The sequence below is a fragment of the Paenibacillus litoralis genome (genome assembly GCF_046244365.1).
Taxonomy (GTDB): Bacteria; Bacillota; Bacilli; order Paenibacillales; family NBRC-103111; genus Paenibacillus_V.
This window is the reverse complement of the sequence record NZ_CP176395.1, coordinates 5,343,874-5,360,476: the sequence shown is the minus strand read 5'-3', so window position 1 is coordinate 5,360,476 and position 16,603 is coordinate 5,343,874. Positions and strand designations below refer to the sequence as shown.

Here is a 16,603-nt window from a genome sequence, read left to right as displayed (position 1 = left end):
GAAATGAAAACAGCAGGCCGTACCGATGTCGGACGTATCCGGCACATTAATGAAGACCGCGCTGTCGTGCTTCCTGAGCATGACGGCATTACCGTTTCGATCGTCGCTGACGGTATGGGCGGCCATCAAGCAGGCGATATTGCCAGCCAAATGGCCATTGAAACGATCGCCGAACAATTGAAGCAGCTTTCCCGCGAAATGGACGTCGTGCAATTGGAGACGTCTGTTCGCGCTGCAATCGAGCAAGCTAACGAACGAATCTTTGACGTGGCTTCCGCTAAAGAGCAGTATCACGGAATGGGAACGACGGTCGTCGTGACGGCTGCAACCGAGAAAGCGCTCGTCATCGGGCATATCGGGGACAGCCGCGCCTACAAGCTTCACGGCGAGAAGCTGGAACAGCTGACGGAGGATCACTCGCTTGTTTACGAGCTTGTGAGAAACGGGCAGATTACGAAGGAAGAGGCCGAGCATCATCCCCGCCGCAACGTGCTGACGCGGGCGCTCGGGACCGAGCCGAACGTCGTTGTGGATGTTCATCATTTCGACTGGACGGAAGGGGATATCGTCCTGATGTGCAGCGACGGCTTAAGCGGACTTGTGGACGAGGAAACGCTGATTTCGATTTTGCGGGCGGACGGCGAACTGGATATGAAAGTGAACGAGCTTGTCGAGAAAGCTCTCGAAGCGGGCGGCGACGATAACATCACGGTCGTCCTTATGGCGAACGTACAGGAGCAGTCTGACGATCAGGGAGGTGATGCCGTGTGATCGGACAAGAACTCGGAGGAAGATATGAGCTGCTCGACCGAGTTGGCGGAGGCGGAATGGCCATCGTCTATAAAGGGCACGACCTGCTTCTGAACCGGAATGTGGCCGTCAAGATTCTTCGTCAGCAATACGTGCACGACGAGGAGTTCATTCGCCGCTTTCGCCGGGAAGCCCAATCGGCAGCATCGTTATCCCATCCGAACGTTGTCAGCATTTACGATGTGGGCCAGGAAGAAGACATCCACTACATCGTAATGGAATATATCGAAGGCATGACGCTGAACGATCTGATCAAAGAAAAAGCGCCGCTGCAGGTAGAGGAAGCGATTCATATCGCCACTCAAATCAGCGATGCGCTCGATCATGCCCACACGAACCAGATCATCCACCGCGACATTAAACCGCACAATATTTTGATCGGCAAAAACGGACGTGTGAAGGTAACCGATTTCGGGATCGCGCGTGCGGCGACCTCCTCTACCATTACGCAGACCGGTTCTGTGATCGGTTCCGTCCATTACTTTTCGCCGGAGCATGCCAAGGGAATCGCCGCAGGAGCCAAAAGCGACCTGTATTCGCTTGGCATCGTCCTGTACCAGATGCTGACCGGCAAGCTTCCGTTTCTCGGAGAGAGCCCGATCAGCGTAGCGCTCAAGCATCTTCAGGAGAATGTCGAGGAGCCGCGCAAAGTAAATCCGCTCATTCCGCAAAGCGTCGAGAATATTATTCTTAAAGCGATGCGCAAAAATCCGGACGAACGTTACCAATCGGCCAAAGAAATGATGAGCGATCTGGAAACGTGCATGCAGCCTGAACGGCGCAACGAGCCGAAGCTGGCGTTTACCGACGCCGACGAGTGGGACGAGGAACGGACGCGCGTCATACCGGCAATCCGCTCCGAATCGTTCGGCGAGGATGAAGACGAAGAGGAGAACGCGCCAGCCCGCGGCAAAAAGCGCAAATCATGGATTGCCCCGGTCGTATGGACCGTCGTTTTGCTCGCGACGATCGTCGGCATGTGGTTCGGGGTCAAGTACGTGAAGGATTCGATGCCGAAGGACGTGCAAATCCCGAATGTCGAAGGTAAGCCGCTGGAACAAGCGCAAGCGGAGCTGACGGATGCGGGATTGATCTATAAGATTAATGGCGAATTCAATAAAGACATCGCTAAGGACACGGTCATCAGACAAAGCCCGATCGGGATGAAAATTAAAGAAGGCTCGGCGATTACCCTTACGGTCAGCAAAGGGATCGAGAAGCAGATCATGCAAAGCTACGTCGGCAAAAAGTGGACAGCCGTCAAGCAGGAGTTGATTTCTGCCGGCTTTCAGGAATCCCAGCTTCAAACCAAAGAGGAATTCCATAAGGATGAGAAGGATACGATCGTCGCCCAGACACCTAACGTGAACGAGGAATTCGATCCGACGAAGGCGCAGTTTAAATTTACGATCAGCAAGGGCCTGGAGAAGAAAAAAATGCCCGATTTGAGAGGAAAGACACTGAATGAAGCGAAGTTCCTACTGACCAGCATGAACTTGAGCCTCACGCCGGGGGCGGAAGGGGTGGTCGAACAACCGAGCTTCGATCAGCCGAAGGGCCGGGTTATCGGCCAGCATCCGTATAAACCCGGAGAAGATGTCGATGACGGAGCGGGGAATATCGTGCTGTTCGTCAGCAGCGGCCGACCTGCAAATGCCGTAACGGAAACCTTTACGCTGAACAAGCCGTTCGAGCCCGCTGTAGCAGGCAAAGCGTCTAACTTCCTTATCGTCATTAGCGACGCAACAAAAGAAAACTTCGAGTACAAGACGCTGTCGGTAAACAAAAGTGAAGTCGTGTCGGTTCAAGTTACGATTACGCCGGATAAGAATGCCGTCGTTCAAGTGACCCGCGACAATACGCTCTACGATACGCAAACGATCACCTATCAAGATTATTTGAAAAAAAATTCGCCGTCCCCGAGTCCTTCGCCGACCGCTTCACCTTCGGCCAAGCCGGTAGACGGCCCTACGCAGAGCCCGAAGGCTAGCACAAGCCCTTCGGCTGGAGGAAGGTAACGAATGCCTGAAGGTTTAATCGTAAAAGCGTTAAGCGGCTATTACTACGTCCTGTCTGACGACGACACCAGAGATGGAGGCGTCGAGGAGCAGCTTGTCCAGTGCCGGGCGCGCGGCATTTTCAAGAAAAATAAAGTGTCGCCGCTCGTCGGCGACCGCGTCAAGTTCGAGTTGACCGAGAACGGCGAAGGTATGGTCGACGAGCTGCTGCCGCGTACGACCGAGCTCATCCGCCCTCCGGTTGCCAATGTGAAGCAGGCCGTTCTAGTCTTTTCGCTCGCGGAGCCGGATCTGAACTTGCCTCTGCTTGATAAATTCCTCGTATTCGTCGAGCATGCGGGACTGGATGCGGTATTGTGCTTAACGAAGCACGATCTGCTGGACGAGGAAGAGCGAATCGAAACCGAGCAGGCCGCGCGCCTGTACGAATCGATCGGCTATTCCGTATTCGTGACAAGCGCGCTGCAAGGAGAAGGCGTCAAGCCGCTTCTAGGACTGCTGGAAGGCACGATAAGCGTCGTATCCGGTCAGTCCGGCGTCGGCAAGTCTACGCTGCTCAATGCTCTGATACCCGGCTTGAACCTGGCGACGAATGAAATCAGCAACAAGCTCGGCAGGGGAAAGCATACGACGCGCCACGTCGAATTGGTGCCGCTTGAAGGCGGAGGCTGGATAGCCGATACGCCGGGCTTCAGCCAGCTGGATTTCGTTCAGCTGGAGCCGGAGGAGCTGGGCTCCTGCTTCCGCGAGTTCAAGGGCTATGCGGCCGGATGCAAGTTCCGCGGCTGCCTGCATGACCAGGAGCCCGGCTGCTTGGTTAGGGGAGCCTTGGAGTCGGGTGCAATTGCGGCCTCCAGATACTCGTCCTATATGGCGTTCTTAACCGAGATGCGAGACAGAAAACGGAGGTATTGACGATGGGTAACCTGCTGGTGGCGCCGTCTATTTTATCGGCTGATTTTGCCAAGCTTGCCGAGGAGATCGGCGATGTGGAGCGTGCGGGCGCGGATTGGATACATGTAGACGTGATGGACGGGCACTTTGTCCCGAACATCACGCTCGGTCCGTTAATCGTGGAAGCGATACGTCCCCATACGGAGCTCCCGCTCGACGTACATTTGATGATTGAAAATCCGGATCTTTACATACCGGCATTCGCCAAGGCAGGGGCGGACTATATTTCCGTCCATGCGGAGGCTTGCCCGCATTTGCACCGTTCGATACACTTGATCCGCGAGCTAGGCGTAAAGGCGGGTGTTGTACTCAATCCGGCAACGCCTTTGACCGCACTTGAGCACGTGCTCGGCGATGTCGATCTCGTGCTGCTAATGACGGTCAATCCGGGGTTTGGCGGACAGTCGTTCATTGCGCCGATGGTGGATAAGATCAAGGGGCTGAAGCGTATGCTGACCGAACGCGGGCTGGAACGCGTACATGTTGAAGTGGACGGCGGCGTGAATGAAGAGACGGCAAGGCTCGTTGAAGCAGCCGGGGCGAATGTTTTGGTTGCCGGCAACGCGATATTCAAGAATCCCGACCGGGCGAAGGCGATCCGGCTCATTCGGGGATCGTGATTATAGATTGCAGGGCTCCGGGGCTCTAAAGGGGGATATACAGTGGCGGGTTTGCGCAACGTTCTTATATTTATAGCTTTTAGCTTGCTGTGCGGCGTGCTGATGTCCGCTTTTATTTTAGTGGAAGGCGTGTTCCGGTATGCGTTTTCGCTTGGCGCAATCGTAATCGGAATCAAATTTTTTCGGATGTATGCCTCAATAGGAGCTAGAATCGGCTTTGTAGCGCTGGTCGTCGTCTTCGCGTTGATACTGCCCGCGGTTTATGTGACGCTTGCCTATGCGTACGATTGGCCGATCAATCCGGCTTATCTGGAGGGCGTTCAGCAGAAGTAAAGCGACGCGCAGAAAATCGGGGCGAGCCGCATAAAAGAAAAATCGCTATCATACTATAGGTTACAAGAGCGCGAGCTTTTGTAGCCTTATTTTTATGATTCAGAAAGTATATCTCCGCTGATTGTTCATCATCTCGGCAAACGCACGGCATCAAAAGACGCCGTTAGACGTTTATCCTTGTGTTCCCGAAATGCCGGGAAGCAATCCCGGCGGGCGGGAATCAACGTGCGTAGAGCAGCACTGCTGTCTTCGATCCTTGTAAGGGCAAAATCGTCAAGCCCATTGACGGAGGGTTCTTGTTTGCGGCGAACCGTTTTTTTTCCGAAACGGTAGGCACTTTTCCGGCGAACGGGGAATATACTGACAGTAACGCAAACTCTCGGGAGGGGTACTAATGAAATTTTATACGGTAAAGCTGCCAAAATTTTTGGGTGGATTCGTTAAGGCCATCTTGAATACGTTCAGCAAAAACTGATTGACGGGGCGGCATCATTGTACTTACCGGGAAGACAGCACGGCAACGCTTCGTTTAAGCGGTGCCGCTCTTGTCGATCTTTCATCCGGACATAGGGCTGCCCCATACGATCCGGCGCTTTTAGCCCGGAGCCGTCCATAACGGTTTATGATGCCGGACAGCCGCTTCCCTCTAAGTTGAAAAGCAGTCCCCGTATATTCCGTTTTGGCGGGAGCCATCGTTCATCCGCCTTTTTCCTATGTCAACATTTCCGGTTCCTAGTGCGTCTGGCGCATGCCTGGATTGCATGTTGCTGCTCGGCTGAAAAGGCCTTGCGTGATGTTGTGGATCGGTCGATCGCTTGAAGAGATGAGGAAGGGACCTTGCGGAACATGAGGCGCAAAACCGTTTATGCAACGACAAAAAAGCACCTGGTTCCCAGGTGCTTTTTTTAAAAGATAAGAGATGCTTATCTTTCAAAGCGGAACGGCTTGTCTCGAAGGACGAAAGTCGCTCCCGCTTGTATCCGTTCGACTACACGCGTGTAACCTTGCCGGATTTCAATGCACGGGTGCTCACATAAACGCGCTTTGGTTTGCCGTCGACGAGAATGCGTACTTTCTGTACGTTGACACCCCATGTGCGCTTGGTTTTATTGTTCGCGTGGGAAACGTTGTTACCTTGTTTAGGGGACTTCCCTGTAATAAAGCATTTGCGAGACATGAATTACACCTCCTCTGTAAGCGTTCGGAGCTTAATGCCATAAGCAGTCGTTAAACATACTTCAATATAATAGCATAGTAAAAAGAGGCAAGTCAATGAACCCGTTCAATTTTTCCGGCGTCCGTCTAGGTTTTTATAAGAATTTATAGTACAATGTAAGGTAATCCCGGAAGTCAAGTGACAATTTAGGGACGAACTATTCCATTGAACATGTAAACCGGGACAAACACGTATTACATCCGACAGCGATATAGGCGATCAACATGAAGGGAATGAACTCAGGTGCCCATACAAGTGAAGAACGAACTCGGGTCCGTGCACGTATCCGACCAAGTCATATCTACGCTTACCGGATCGGCTGCCGTAGAATGCTACGGACTTGTCGGCATGGCTTCCCGGAACCAACTGAAGGACGGCTTTGCTGAGATCCTCGGCCGGGAGAACCTCAGCCGCGGCGTCGTCGTGCGCAGAGAGCAGGACTTGCTTCATATAGATCTTTATATTATTGTCAGTTACGGCACAAAAATTTCGGAAGTCGCGCATAATGTCCAAAACCGAGTAAAGTACGTGCTTAGCCAGGTAGTCGGCCTTGATGTGGATTCCGTCAATATTTATGTCCAGGGAGTCCGTGTCGCGAAGTAATCATCAGCTCAGCCATCCATCCGGTAAGCAAACAACGATCAGCAGCAATAGGAAGGAGAATGGATTTGGGTAAGCGCTTTAGTCGTTTGACCGGTGCGGATTTTATCCGAATGGTTTTTACGGCAGCTCGATATTTGCATGATAATGTAAACCGCGTGAACGCGTTGAACGTGTTCCCCGTTCCGGACGGAGACACGGGCACGAATATGAACTTAACGATGACTTCGGGTGTCGAGGAGCTTCGCAAAAAGCAAACAGACCATATCGGGCACGCAGCGGAAACGCTGTCCAAAGGTTTGTTGATGGGGGCTCGCGGTAATTCCGGGGTTATTTTGTCGCAGCTGTTTCGCGGGTTCGCGAAATCCGTCCAGTCTTGCGAGGAAATCAACGCGCAGCAATTCGCCGCTGCCCTGCAGCAGGGCGTCGATACAGCTTACAAAGCGGTCGTCAAGCCGGTTGAAGGTACAATCCTGACCGTTGCCAAAGAGGCGGCCAAGCACGCCATTCAACAAGCACGCAGAACCTCGGACGTCACGGAGCTAATGGAGGAAACGTTTGCGGCAGGCAATCAGTCGCTAGCGCGTACGCCGGACTTGCTCCCGGTCTTGAAGCAGGTGGGCGTTGTCGATGCGGGCGGACAAGGGCTCATGTTCATCTATGAGGGGTTTCTTGCCGCGTTGTCGGGGAAAGCGGTCGAGGCGGCTTCGTCTCATGCTTTCACAGGCAGCGCCGCGGCTCATGGAGAGGCTGCGGTTCCTCACGCATCATCCGGCCGAAGCGCTCAAGCTCAAATGTCGGCGGAAGACATTGAGTTCGGCTATTGCACCGAATTTATGGTGAAGCTCGTCCCAGGTAAACATAAAGGAGCCGCATTCGAAGAAACGGCGTTCCGCACCGCCCTGTCCAAATTCGGCGATTCTCTGCTGGTCGTAGCGGATGACGAACTCGTTAAAATCCATATTCACGCGGAATATCCGGGCGAAGTGATGAACTATGCCATGCAATACGGAGATTTGACCAAAATCAAAATCGAAAATATGCGCGAGCAGCATTCCCATATCGTCACGCATGATGACGAGGCCTACGCCCACGCGTGGAACGGCGGACTCGAGCAATCGTCTCAAATCCAAGGAATGACCGGAGCTAGTGCGGCAACGCCTGTTAAAGACGCCTTGAAGCCGAACGGTATGGTTGCTGTGGCGATCGGAGAAGGCATCTCGAAGATTTTTTCCAGCTTGGGTGTCGATGAGATCATTTCGGGCGGGCAGACGATGAATCCGAGCACGGAAGATATCGTCAAAGCGGTTCGAAACGTTGGGGCCAAACGGGTATACGTACTTCCGAACAACTCCAATATCGTCCTCGCCGCCGAGCAGGCCAAAGAGCTTGTCGACGATAAGGAGCTTATCGTCATCCCCTCCAAAACGATTCCCCAAGGCATTGCGGCAGCTCTCTCGTTCCAGGCCGCTGCGGAGGAGGAAGCCGTCAACACGGAAGCGATGAACCGGGTGGTCCGGCAGGTGAAATCGGGGCAAGTGACGAACGCCGTCCGCGATACGTCGATCGACGGTGTAGACATTAAAGAAGGCGATTTTCTCGGCATCATGGACGGCAAAATCGTCGCTTCCTGTCCGGAAATCGGCGAAACGTGCCGCAAACTGCTCGATTGTATGCTGGCGGAAGGCGGAGATCTCGTAACCGTCCTCTCGGGCTCGGATGCGGCGGAGGAAGAGACGGATGCGCTTGAAGCGTACTTGACAGGCGCTTATCCCGACACGGAAGTCGAGGTTCACCAAGGCGGGCAGCCGGTTTACGCTTACTTGTTCGGCGTCGAATAGCGGCTTTTTCGCAACATGTCCGCAAGCTATGGAGATAAATAAGTTTCGGGGTGATCGTTTTTGACCAATATTCGAATCGTAATAGACAGTACAGCTGACATCCCTCGCGAGTTGCGCGAAGCCCTCGGTATTGAAATGGTGCCGCTCAAGGTTCATTTCGGAACGGAAACGTTCCACGACTCGGTTACGATCGAATCCGATCAGTTTTATGAGAAGCTGGCGGGTTCGCCGGTGCTGCCGACGACTTCTCAGCCTTCTCCCGTGGAGTTTTTGGAAACGTACAAGCGAATAGCTGCGGAGCGGCCGGATACGCAAATCATTTCCATCCATTTGGCTGCCGTATTGAGCGGCACCTACCAGTCGGCCGTTCTTGCCAAATCGATGCTGGAGGACGAGACGGACGTTACGGTCGTCGATTCCAAATCGGCTTCCTACGGTATCGGCTTAATGGCGATCGCGGCTGCTCAAGCCGCCCGGCAAGGGAAAAGCAAAGAGGAGTGCCTGGAAGCGATCGCGAAGATCCGCGATCATTGCGGACTTTACTTTTTGGTGGACACGCTTGAATATTTGCAAAAAGGCGGGCGAATCGGACGGGCCGCCGCTTTCGTCGGATCGCTGCTTAATATTAAGCCGATTTTATCCCTGGACGCCGAGGGCGGGGTCATATCCGTCGACAAGGTCAGGGGTCACAAAAAAGCGACGCTTCGTATCGTCGAACTGCTTAAGGAGCAGTCGGGCTTCGGCGGCAAACCGGTGCGCATCGTCATTGCACACTCCAGCTCGATGGAGAATGCCCAGCAATTCAGCTCCGTTATCTGCGAACATTTTGACGTCAAAGAGCTAACCTATACGACGCTCGGCCCCGTAATCGGCACGCATGTCGGTCCCGGTACGGTTGCCGTATTCATGCTTCCCGAAGCGGCATGATCGATTTGCACGAAATACCCGTTCGCCAAGTTCGCGGCATCGGGACGCAAAAAGCCGAAGAACTGGGTGCGCTGGGCATCCGGTCGGCATCGGACCTTCTGGAATACTTTCCGTTCCGATATGAGGATTACCATATCCGCGACTTAACGGAAGCGAAGGAAGGCGAGAAGATTACGATACAAGGTACGATCTATAGCGAGCCCGTCCTGCAGCGATTCGGAAAAGGCAAGGCGAAGCTTTCGTGCAAGGTCGTATCGGACAAGTTTTTTATTACCGCCGTATGGTTTAACCGACCTTATTTGAAGGAGCAGCTCAAGCCCGGACTCGAGATTGTGCTGACCGGCAAATGGGAAGGAAAGCGCCAGCAGATGACCGTTTCCACATCCGAATTCGTCGGCAAGGAAAACTCCAGAGTCGGTACGCTGCAGCCCATTTATTCCTTGGCGGGCGAGGTAACGCAATACGGTTTGCGCAAAATGATCGCTCAGGCGCTCACGCAATACGGGGAAATGATTGAGGAGCTTCTGCCTCGCGATTTGATGAACAAATACCGGCTAATGCCGCGTAAGCGTGCCGTAGCGCTGATCCATTGTCCCTCCGACGTATCGGAAGGCAAGGAAGCGCGAAGGCGGATGGTGTACGAGGAACTGTTTCTGTTTCAGCTCAAGCTGCAGGCTTACAGGGCGATGAACAAAAGCCGTGCCGACGGCGTCGCGCATTCTGTCGATTCGGAGGCCGTCAGAGGCTTCGTGCGAGCGCTGCCGTTTCAGCTGACCGAGTCGCAAAAAAAGGTCATCGCCGAAATATTGGAGGACCTTCGCAAGCCGTTCTCGATGAACCGGCTGCTGCAGGGCGATGTCGGCGCGGGGAAAACGGTCGTAGCCGCCGTGTCGCTCTACGCTGTCGTAAAGGCGGGATCGCAGGGCGCGCTGATGGTGCCGACCGAAATATTGGCCGAGCAGCATAGACGGTCCTTGGAACGGCTCTTCGAGCCATACGGCATCCAAGTGAGTCTGCTGACCGGCAGTTTGACGGACAAGAAGAGACGTGAAGTGCTTTCGTCGCTGCAAATGGGACTTATCGATATTCTCGTCGGCACGCACGCGCTCATTCAAGAAGATGTTTACTTCCGCAAGCTCGGACTCGTCGTAACCGACGAGCAACACCGGTTCGGGGTCAATCAGCGCAGCATTTTGCGGCGCAAAGGAATGACGCCGGATGTATTGACGATGACGGCGACGCCGATCCCTAGGACGCTGGCGATTACCGCATTCGGCGATATGGACGTTTCGACCCTTCGGGAGCTGCCGAAAGGCCGGATACCGATCAAGACTTACGCCGTCAAGCACGATATGCTGGAGCGCGTCCTTGGTTTCATCGACCGGGAAGTGAAGGCGGGCAGACAGGCTTATGTCATTTGTCCGCTGATCGAAGAATCGGAGAAGCTTGACGTTCAAAATGCGATCGATGTGCATACGCAGCTGACGCATCACTTTCCGTCTATGCGCGTCGGACTTCTGCATGGGCGCATGAGCGCTCAGGAGAAGGAAGAGATCATGACGGAGTTCGGCGCAAACCGGCTTCAGGTGCTCGTCTCGACAACGGTCATCGAGGTCGGCGTCGACGTGCCGAATGCCACGCTGATGGTCGTATATGATGCGGACCGATTCGGATTGTCGCAGCTTCATCAGCTGCGCGGGCGGGTCGGGCGAGGCCAGCATCAGTCGTTCTGCGTGCTGCTAGCGGATCCGAAGACTGAAGTCGGGAAGGAGCGCATGCGCGCGATGGTGGAGACGAGCGACGGCTTCGAAATCGCCCGGCGCGACTTGGAGCTTCGCGGCCCCGGCGATTTTTTCGGGACGAAGCAGAGCGGCGTACCCGAGTTTCGGGTCGCCGACATGCTGGCGGACTTCGAAACGCTGGAGCTGGCGCGCGACGACGCAGCGGAGCTCGTCGCCAAAAGCGAGTTTTGGACGTCCGTCGAATATTTGCCGCTGCGCCAGTATTTGCAGCGGGAGCAGGTATTGACGGGCGAATTGCTGGATTAGGGAATAGCCTCGCAGGCTTAGATGCCGTGCGGGGCTTTTTTGCATGCGCGCAGCGGTTCGTTTAGACAAGCTTCGACGATTTGCCGGAACATTTTCGCCCAGCCCCTCATATGCTGAAAGAGAGGGCTTGTGTCCGCACGAAGCATTCGCTTCGGAGCTTAGGGTACTGACGGAGGTGTCGAAGCGTGAACTATCTGAGCTATGGCGTAGAGCGGGAGCTTGTCGAACGCATTAAGCTGAAAATGAAAAATCCGGCGACGAAGGAGCGGGTCAAGTACATTTTATACGGTGTGACCAAAGCGGATCTGCAGGATAGGGAGAAAATTCGCAAACTGCTTAGACAGGCGGCCAAGGTGCTCGGTGAAAATATTACGCAGAGGCAAGAGGAAAATATTATCGCATTCGTCATCGATCAAAAAATCGATCCGAACAACACGTTTCATCTTCTGAAGCTATGGGGAATGTTCCGATAGCAGAAGTCGTGCAGCAAAAAAACGGAACGGGCGGCAGGAGACCGCTGCGTTCCGTTTTGATTTGCCGGCAGGGCGGGGCAAAGAGATTCTCAATTCGGTGGAAAGGGTATGAGACTTATTCACAGCAGCCCGGCGACCGGTTCCATGCATGCCGGACTGTCGTTCTTGACGTTGCCGACGATTGGCGATACCGGGTAAGCATGCATGTCCTCCGCAGGATACGGCTGCAGCAAAGGGAGCAGACGAGAAGGCTCCCGCACCTCGCGGTTCAGCCACATGGCTTCGTCCTCCGGTCGTAAAATGACGGGCATTCTGTCGTGAATGTCCTTGACCAGCTCGTTCGGCGTTGTCGTGATGATCGTACAGCTGCTGATTTTTCGTCCGTCGGGGGCGAGCCATGTTTCGTACAAGCCCGCCATGGCAAAAAGGCTGCCTGATTTTAGCGTAATCCGCATAGGCTGTTTGCCGCTGCCGGACCGTTTCCATTCGTAGAAGCCGTCGGCCGGAATGAGGCAGCGCTTCTTCTCGAGCGGGGTACGGAAGGCCGGCTTTTGCGCGATTGTTTCGGCTCTCGCATTCAGCATTTGATTGCCGATCTTCTCTTCCTTAGCCCAGTTGGGGATGAGTCCCCATTTCAGCTCTCCGAGGCGATTTTTCTCCCCGTCGTTAATGATCGCCATGATCATCTGGCTCGGCGCGACATTGTATTGCGGCCGGTGGAAGGGAGGAGCGACCTGCTCGAGCATGAACCTTAGCATCAGCTCATCCCAGCTGACGACGATCGTAAATCTTCCGCACACATAATCACCCCACAAAGTGAAGTATTGCGTTGAAGCGTATTCCGATTACTTTGCGGGGAGCCCCGAAAGAATCACCCCACAAAGTGAAGGATTGCGCTGAAGCTTATCGCTTCCCGCTAATCCCTTATGGCGTCCAGCACCGGGCTGTCCCACAGCACCCAAGGATAGTCGCGCGGCGGCAGCGAGACGAAGGCAAGCTGCTCCTTCTGCGTCGGATGCTCGAACGATAAGCGAATCGACCAAAGGGCGATTTGCTGGCCCGGTTCGTTGACATGAGCGCCGTAGCGCTGGTCGCCGTACAGTGGGCAGCCGATCGAGGCAAATTGTACCCGGATTTGATGGGGCCTGCCCGTTTGCAGCTTGACCTTTACCAGGCACAGGCCTTCGGCGCCGGCCACAACCTCGTAATCGAGAATCGCTTCCTTCGCTTCCGCGCTTCCCTTAGGTACGGCTCGTACCATATTGGTACGGCTATCCTTACGCAAATAATGGACAAGCCGGCCGCTTGGCGTTTTTGGCTTGCCGCGGACGACTGCGACATACGTTTTGCCGAAAGCGCGCGTGCGCACCATATCGGACAAGCGGGAGGCCGCCTTGGACGTTTTGGCGAAAACCATGACGCCCCCGACCGGACGGTCGAGCCTATGGACGAGTCCGAGGTACACGTTGCCGGGCTTGCCGTAGCGTTGCTTGATGTCTTCCTTCAGTACGCTCAATAAATCGGGATCCTTCGATTCATCCTCTTGGGTCGGCATATTGACCGGCTTCTCGACGACGAGGAGGTGATTGTCTTCGAACAATACCGGAACCGCGGATCGGGATCCGGAGGCCATTATTGTTTTTCCTCCCAGCGTCCGAGAATGCCGCAAGGCAAATGCATGCCGGACTCCGTTATCGGCAGTCCGATTTCACCGGAGGTTATGGCGCCGCCGTATTTTTTCTTGAGCGTCATCGTTAAAATATTCGTAAGCACCGTAGCCGAGATCCCCGTCGTATAGGAATTGATCAGCATGAACAACGGCCTGTCCGTCAGAATGGACATACAGGTTTGTACGAACGGAAAGAGATCTTCCTCAAGCTTCCACATTTCGCCGTTCGGTCCGCGTCCGTAAGACGGAGGGTCCATGATGATGGCGTCGTACCGGCTGCCGCGCCGCTGCTCGCGCTGGACGAACTTGAACACGTCGTCGGTAATGAAGCGGACGGGGCGATCGCCGAGCCCGGAAAGCTGAAGATTTTCCTTGGCCCATTGGACCATGCCTTTGGCTGCGTCGACATGGCAGACTTCAGCCCCTGCGGAAGCGCAAGCGACCGAGGCTCCGCCCGTGTAGGCGAACAGATTGAGCACCTTGATCGGACGGCGCGCCGCTTTGATTTTATCGATCATCCAGCTCCAGTTGACCGCTTGCTCGGGAAAAAGTCCGGTATGTTTGAAGCCGGTCGGTTTAATGTGGAACTTCAGATTGCCGTATGAAATGGTCCACCGCTCCGGCAATTGCTGTTTATATTCCCATTGACCTCCGCCGCTTGAACTTCTGTGGTAGTGGGCGTTGGCATGAAGCCACTGGCCGGTTTCCTTCTCCAGCGGCCATATGATTTGCGGATCCGGCCGGCGAAGCGTATAGCCGCCCCAGCGTTCCAGCTTTTCGCCGCCGCCCGTATCGATTAATTCGTAGTCTTGCCAGTCTTTTGCGGAAAACATGTGCTTGTCCCATCCTTCGATTCGTCTATTGGTTTTCGTAACGTTGATTGCGATTCATTTAGAAAAACGCTTGCCTGCACCCGGAAGACGCAGGCCGTTCCTTCGTTATTTTACAACATCAAGGGAGGAGAAGCGAGCGCGGTCCGCCATTTTAAACGGAATTCCGCAAAAACGATGCCAGTTTACGGCAATATCCGCTATAATAAGTGTGGAACTTTTGTCCATACATAGCGCATTGAACAAGGCGGGGGGAATTCAGATGAAGAAAATATACGCAGAAGTAAGCGGCATGAAAAGCCGGGGCGTATCCCGGATCACCGCTATAACGGCGATTGCGGGCTTGCTGCTGACGGGAACGGCGGTGCCGCAAACGGCTCACGCCGATTACTATTGGGACTTGCACGTGAAAGCCGAGTCGCTGAACGGCGCCGGAAATACGGCTGGGGCTATTCCGTACTGGGACGAGCTCATGCAATATGAGGCGGGGAAAGGAAACTGGGAGAACGCGGCGGTCTATGCCGGCAACATCGACGAATACTACGATAAAGTAGCGAAGGATTACGAGAACGCCATCAAATATTACGAGCTGGAAAACGAATATTGGCTGAAGGCCGGCAGAGATTGGGGAGCGGGAGACCTGCAGCGTGCCGAGCATTTGCGGACGGTAACGGATATCTATCTTTCCTCGAACGATGCCGGGCTCGCGAAACGGATGGCGGCGCCCGAACAAGGAAGCCTGGCCAAATACGAACCGGAATCGGGCGTATACCTTGGGCTCTATTCCGAACGCGATCCGAAAATGGGCAATTACTTTACGAAATCCGAACAGCTTTACGGCAAGAAACATGCGATTTACTTGGCTTATGCGCCATGGGGAACCAAATTTCCGAACGGTCACGCGAAGAACGCCAAAGAAGCGGGCGCCGGCCTGCAAATCGGCTGGGAGCCGTCGGAAGGTCTTGATGCCGTCGTCGACGGCGCTTACGTCCGTCAGTGGGCTCGTGACGCCAAAGCGTCCGGCATTCCGATATTTCTTCGTTATGCCAGCGAAATGAACGGCGCCTGGACGAAATGGAACGGCGATCCGCAAGCCTATATCGAAAAGTTTCGGATGATCCATGACATCATGGCCGAGGAAGCGCCGAATGTCGCGATGGTTTGGAGTCCCGGCGATGTGCCGCGCTATTCGATGGATGCCTATTATCCCGGCGACGCTTATGTCGATTGGGTTGGCATAAGCCTATATACGGAACCGTACGAACATGGGGATCCGGCCAAGCCGGCGTTCGGCCAAACCCCGATCGAGCGTCTCGACGAGCTGTATGGCTTGTATGCGGACCGCAAGCCGATCATGATCAGCGAAACGGCGGTCGCGCATTTTACGAATGCGGACGGCGAGGATTATACCGATTGGGCGCTCATGAATTTGGCCCGGCTTTATGAAGTAATGCCAATGAAATATCCGCGGCTCAAGGCCATTACCTATTTTAATGTAGACATGAAGGAAAAGGATTCGCGCAACAACTATTTGCTCAGTGATAATGACGAGATGCTGAAAGCTTATAAGACGCTTATCGCGGGGCCGAACTTCTTGACCAAGATCGAGCAGGGTGTGCACCCGGCAAAGCCGCAAGCCTATACGAAAGCGGAAGGGAGCGCGTCCTTCGCCGAATCTACGAGAATCGTGCCTTTCGTAAAAATTCCCGAAGCGTTCATTAGCAAGATCGAGTACGTGCTAAATGGAACCGTTATCGGGTCGCAGACGAAAGCACCTTTTTACTTGGAACTATCGGCTGGGGACGTGCCGGAAGGCTCTTCGTTCGGGGTTCGCGTTTACGGCGCCGACGGCGCTTTGGCTTCCGACAAATCGATTGCGCTGTCCTCGATCGTATCCGTTGTCGTCGACGGCAAGAAGCTGGATGTGGAGCAGCATCCGGTTATCGTAAACGGAAGCACGCTTGCGCCGCTGCGGGCGATTTTCGAAGCGATGGGCGCAACCGTCGACTATGACAACGCAACCCGTACGGCAAAGGGTCAAAAAGCCGGAATGACCGTTTCTCTTGCCATTGGTCAAGCTACAGCCGTAAAGAACGGCGTTTCCGAAAAGCTGGAACAGCCCGCAGAGTTGGTAAACAACTTTACGATGGCTCCTGTCAGGTGGATTGGAGAAGCGTTCGGCGGCAAGGTGGAATGGGACGGCCGGACACGCACGGCGTCGATTAAGACAGGCGGATAGCCGTATTTCCCGTTTGCATTTCCTA

At 54.5% G+C, this 16,603-nt stretch carries 16 protein-coding genes; 12 read left to right on the top strand and 4 right to left on the bottom strand.

What is annotated here, in order from left to right; genetic code table 11:
• Positions 1 to 3: 3 nt before the first annotated feature.
• The 6 genes from ACKGJP_RS22685 to spoVM all read left to right on the top strand — a co-directional run bounded on the left by ACKGJP_RS22685 (position 4) and on the right by spoVM (position 5,210).
• A complete protein-coding gene (locus ACKGJP_RS22685; protein ID WP_409341070.1) occupies positions 4 to 771 on the top strand; it encodes a Stp1/IreP family PP2C-type Ser/Thr phosphatase in 768 nt (255 codons plus the stop codon).
• Positions 768 to 2,828 carry a Stk1 family PASTA domain-containing Ser/Thr kinase gene (gene pknB / locus ACKGJP_RS22680; protein ID WP_409341069.1) on the top strand — a complete coding sequence of 687 codons (2,061 nt, stop codon included), beginning with the start codon at positions 768 to 770 and terminating at the stop codon, positions 2,826 to 2,828. Before ACKGJP_RS22685 ends, pknB begins: the two co-directional genes overlap by 4 nt.
• A gap of 3 nt (positions 2,829 to 2,831) precedes the next feature.
• Positions 2,832 to 3,743, top strand: a complete 912-nt coding sequence (gene rsgA / locus ACKGJP_RS22675) for a ribosome small subunit-dependent GTPase A (protein ID WP_409341068.1) — start codon at positions 2,832 to 2,834, stop codon at positions 3,741 to 3,743.
• Between the two features lie 2 nt (positions 3,744 to 3,745).
• On the top strand, positions 3,746 to 4,402 hold the full coding sequence (gene rpe, locus ACKGJP_RS22670; RefSeq protein WP_409341067.1) for a ribulose-phosphate 3-epimerase: 657 nt from the start codon (positions 3,746 to 3,748) through the stop codon (positions 4,400 to 4,402).
• Between the two features lie 42 nt (positions 4,403 to 4,444).
• Positions 4,445 to 4,735: a hypothetical protein gene (locus ACKGJP_RS22665; RefSeq protein ID WP_409341066.1), complete on the top strand. Its 291-nt coding sequence runs from the start codon at positions 4,445 to 4,447 to the stop codon at positions 4,733 to 4,735.
• A gap of 394 nt (positions 4,736 to 5,129) precedes the next feature.
• Positions 5,130 to 5,210, top strand: coding sequence for a stage V sporulation protein SpoVM (gene spoVM / locus ACKGJP_RS22660; RefSeq protein ID WP_036658759.1), 81 nt, complete (start codon positions 5,130 to 5,132; stop codon positions 5,208 to 5,210).
• Between the two features lie 513 nt (positions 5,211 to 5,723).
• Here spoVM and rpmB read toward each other — a convergent pair.
• A complete protein-coding gene (gene rpmB / locus ACKGJP_RS22655) occupies positions 5,724 to 5,912 on the bottom strand; it encodes a 50S ribosomal protein L28 (RefSeq protein WP_409341065.1) in 189 nt (62 codons plus the stop codon).
• 282 nt (positions 5,913 to 6,194) lie between these two features.
• On the opposite strand from rpmB, the gene ACKGJP_RS22650 reads away from it, so the two are divergent.
• The 5 genes from ACKGJP_RS22650 (at position 6,195) to ACKGJP_RS22630 (ending at position 11,840) form a co-directional block, all read left to right on the top strand.
• Positions 6,195 to 6,554 (top strand): Asp23/Gls24 family envelope stress response protein, encoded by a 360-nt coding sequence (locus ACKGJP_RS22650; RefSeq protein WP_409341064.1) that lies wholly within the window; start codon positions 6,195 to 6,197, stop codon positions 6,552 to 6,554.
• A gap of 59 nt (positions 6,555 to 6,613) precedes the next feature.
• Positions 6,614 to 8,392, top strand: a complete 1,779-nt coding sequence (locus ACKGJP_RS22645) for a DAK2 domain-containing protein (protein WP_409341063.1) — start codon at positions 6,614 to 6,616, stop codon at positions 8,390 to 8,392.
• Between the two features lie 60 nt (positions 8,393 to 8,452).
• Positions 8,453 to 9,319, top strand: a complete 867-nt coding sequence (locus ACKGJP_RS22640) for a DegV family protein (protein ID WP_409341062.1) — start codon at positions 8,453 to 8,455, stop codon at positions 9,317 to 9,319.
• A complete protein-coding gene (gene recG, locus ACKGJP_RS22635; protein WP_409341061.1) occupies positions 9,316 to 11,367 on the top strand; it encodes an ATP-dependent DNA helicase RecG in 2,052 nt (683 codons plus the stop codon). Before ACKGJP_RS22640 ends, recG begins: the two co-directional genes overlap by 4 nt.
• A 185-nt stretch (positions 11,368 to 11,552) precedes the next feature.
• Positions 11,553 to 11,840, top strand: a complete 288-nt coding sequence (locus ACKGJP_RS22630; RefSeq protein ID WP_409341060.1) for a stage VI sporulation protein F — start codon at positions 11,553 to 11,555, stop codon at positions 11,838 to 11,840.
• A gap of 119 nt (positions 11,841 to 11,959) precedes the next feature.
• Here the strand turns inward: ACKGJP_RS22630 and ACKGJP_RS22625 are convergent, their stop codons facing one another.
• The 3 genes from ACKGJP_RS22625 to ACKGJP_RS22615 all read right to left on the bottom strand — a co-directional run bounded on the left by ACKGJP_RS22625 (position 11,960) and on the right by ACKGJP_RS22615 (position 14,342).
• Positions 11,960 to 12,640, bottom strand: coding sequence for an SOS response-associated peptidase (locus ACKGJP_RS22625; protein WP_409341059.1), 681 nt, complete (start codon positions 12,638 to 12,640; stop codon positions 11,960 to 11,962).
• Between the two features lie 116 nt (positions 12,641 to 12,756).
• Positions 12,757 to 13,473: an RluA family pseudouridine synthase gene (locus ACKGJP_RS22620; RefSeq protein WP_409341058.1), complete on the bottom strand. Its 717-nt coding sequence runs from the start codon at positions 13,471 to 13,473 to the stop codon at positions 12,757 to 12,759.
• Positions 13,473 to 14,342 (bottom strand): class I SAM-dependent methyltransferase, encoded by an 870-nt coding sequence (locus ACKGJP_RS22615; protein WP_409341057.1) that lies wholly within the window; start codon positions 14,340 to 14,342, stop codon positions 13,473 to 13,475. Before ACKGJP_RS22615 ends, ACKGJP_RS22620 begins: the two co-directional genes overlap by 1 nt.
• Positions 14,343 to 14,601: 259 nt before the next feature.
• Between ACKGJP_RS22615 and ACKGJP_RS22610 the strand changes: the two genes are divergently transcribed.
• On the top strand, positions 14,602 to 16,578 hold the full coding sequence (locus ACKGJP_RS22610) for a stalk domain-containing protein (RefSeq protein WP_409341056.1): 1,977 nt from the start codon (positions 14,602 to 14,604) through the stop codon (positions 16,576 to 16,578).
• Positions 16,579 to 16,603: the final 25 nt, after the last annotated feature.

What these genes read in the sequence shown, in the direction of transcription:
- ACKGJP_RS22685 (WP_409341070.1), top strand. Translation starts at nt 4, where the DNA reads ATGAAAACAGCAGGCCGTACCGATGTCGGACGTATCCGGCACATTAAT.
- rsgA (WP_409341068.1), top strand. Translation starts at nt 2,832, where the DNA reads ATGCCTGAAGGTTTAATCGTAAAAGCGTTAAGCGGCTATTACTACGTC.
- rpe (WP_409341067.1), top strand. Translation starts at nt 3,746, where the DNA reads ATGGGTAACCTGCTGGTGGCGCCGTCTATTTTATCGGCTGATTTTGCC.
- spoVM (WP_036658759.1), top strand. Translation starts at nt 5,130, where the DNA reads ATGAAATTTTATACGGTAAAGCTGCCAAAATTTTTGGGTGGATTCGTT.
- rpmB (WP_409341065.1), bottom strand. Translation starts at nt 5,912, where the DNA reads ATGTCTCGCAAATGCTTTATTACAGGGAAGTCCCCTAAACAAGGTAAC.
- ACKGJP_RS22645 (WP_409341063.1), top strand. Translation starts at nt 6,614, where the DNA reads ATGGATTTGGGTAAGCGCTTTAGTCGTTTGACCGGTGCGGATTTTATC.
- recG (WP_409341061.1), top strand. Translation starts at nt 9,316, where the DNA reads ATGATCGATTTGCACGAAATACCCGTTCGCCAAGTTCGCGGCATCGGG.
- ACKGJP_RS22620 (WP_409341058.1), bottom strand. Translation starts at nt 13,473, where the DNA reads ATGGCCTCCGGATCCCGATCCGCGGTTCCGGTATTGTTCGAAGACAAT.
- ACKGJP_RS22615 (WP_409341057.1), bottom strand. Translation starts at nt 14,342, where the DNA reads ATGTTTTCCGCAAAAGACTGGCAAGACTACGAATTAATCGATACGGGC.
- ACKGJP_RS22610 (WP_409341056.1), top strand. Translation starts at nt 14,602, where the DNA reads ATGAAGAAAATATACGCAGAAGTAAGCGGCATGAAAAGCCGGGGCGTA.